We start from the raw sequence: 1,626 nt of genomic DNA, 5'->3' as shown, positions 1-1,626 counted from the left end.
CATATGACCTTGTATGTCGATCCCTCTTACATCAAACATCAAGGACAGATGAACGGTTACAGCGGTTTCGCCAAACAGGTAAATCGATCGGGGATCTGGCAAGGAACAGAGACGCTGGAAAGTATCCTGCGCCTGTACGACCAACTGCAAGGCAGTGCATCTGCGGAGGCCTTTCAGCGCCAATTACCCCATCTCAATCATCTGCTCTTCGAGGAGTGCGCGCGGGTTATCGCTTGTCAGCAGACTCAGCCGCAGCCGAGTGAACATCAGCAGCAGGCGACGCTGGTTCGCGACATACAGCGCTATATTCGGGAGAATCTGGAAACAGATTTGGATATTGAGTCGATTGGGCATGAGTTCCACCTGTCACGGCGTCACCTTACTCGTATCTTCAAAGACATTACGGGCGAAACCCTGCTGGATTTCACCAACCGCACCCGAGTGGAAACGGCCGCCCGGCTTGTTTCATGCACTTCACTATCGATCCTCGAAGTCAGCCTCGCGGTAGGCCTGGACTCCCCCTCATACCTTGCTCGACTGTTCAAGCGCCACCTGGGCCTAACCCCAAGCGGGCTACGCAAACCCCGCTAACGATCTGGCCCAAACGGGCGCATGGACGGCCCGATCAAGCGCTTTCGCCAAAATGATGCTGGCCACAATAGACCTCGTCTCCAACATTGAGAGGTCACAATGAACGACGTGGACGTTGTAGAAGTCTTCAAGTCCAGCCAGGGAGGCGACAAACGGGTATCCATCGCAATCGGTGCCGCCGGGCTTGGCGCTGAGCCGATCATGACGATGGCATGCGCCAATCTGCGACTCATAGCGACCAATAACGGGCCGGGCAGACTGAGTTATTGGCAGGAGCGAAAAGCAAAAGAAGTCATGATGGAAAACCTTGATTGCGGCATTCAGGTTTCGGCCGTAGCCAAGGAGTGTTCCTTGTCACGAAGTCATTTTTCCCGAGCTTTCAAGAATGCTACGGGCCACTCCCCACGTGATTGGCTTCAGCTTGCAAGATTAACCCGAGCGAAAGAATTCCTTGAGCAAACTGATTTTTCTATTTCTCAAGTGGGGTTGGAGTGCGGGTTTGCTGATCAAGCCCATTTCACCCGAATGTTCTCCAGTAAATTCAATATGCCCCCAGGAAAGTGGCGGACACAAAAAAAGTCCCAGCTGTAGGGGTGGATCCCCCCTGGAGAATCCATCAAGGCCACCACACCCGTCCGATTGTCAGTTGGACGGGTGTGGTGGGGGCTGCCATTGATAGCAGGCACTCCTTGTTGGTTTTCGGTCCGCTATTTTTGATGGCTTGAGCAGGTAAAGTCCGAAGGGTCGAACCGATCGGTTGTGTCCATCCGGATACTGCGCAGGCTCACCGTTTCCAGGTGTGACGCGTATAAAGGCTCCGAAAAATAGCTGATCAGGATGGAGCGTCGGCGTGCGCCGATCGAGTTCAGACTGCCCGCATGCACTAAATCGGCATCAAACACCAGGATGTCACCCGCGGAGCCTGAAAGCTGCACGGACCGGGACTCGTCATTGAAGTCGTATGGCGGCGCTTCCTGGTCAGGGCGATGGCTGCCGGGAACGATACGTGTTGCGCCGTTCTCGGGGCCATAATCG

At 54.7% G+C, this 1,626-nt stretch carries 3 protein-coding genes; 2 read left to right on the top strand and 1 reads right to left on the bottom strand.

From position 1 onward, the window contains the following. Nucleotides 1–591, top strand: a 591-nt coding sequence (locus tag AC1DLB_RS29445) for a helix-turn-helix domain-containing protein (protein WP_477786235.1), incomplete at its 5' end; no start/stop codon positions are given. A 99-nt stretch (nucleotides 592–690) separates the two neighbouring features. Continuing rightward, nucleotides 691–1,182 (top strand): helix-turn-helix domain-containing protein, encoded by a 492-nt coding sequence (locus AC1DLB_RS29440; RefSeq protein WP_064617675.1) that lies wholly within the window; start codon nucleotides 691–693, stop codon nucleotides 1,180–1,182. Nucleotides 1,183–1,298: 116 nt separating this feature from the next. Here AC1DLB_RS29440 and AC1DLB_RS29435 read toward each other — a convergent pair. Continuing rightward, a partial coding sequence (locus tag AC1DLB_RS29435; RefSeq protein ID WP_477786234.1) for a phytanoyl-CoA dioxygenase family protein occupies nucleotides 1,299–1,626 on the bottom strand: 328 nt, incomplete at its 5' end.

It is taken from the genome of Pseudomonas sp. 05N434 (genome assembly GCF_056396965.1).
This window is presented reverse-complemented; position numbering and strand designations above follow the sequence as displayed.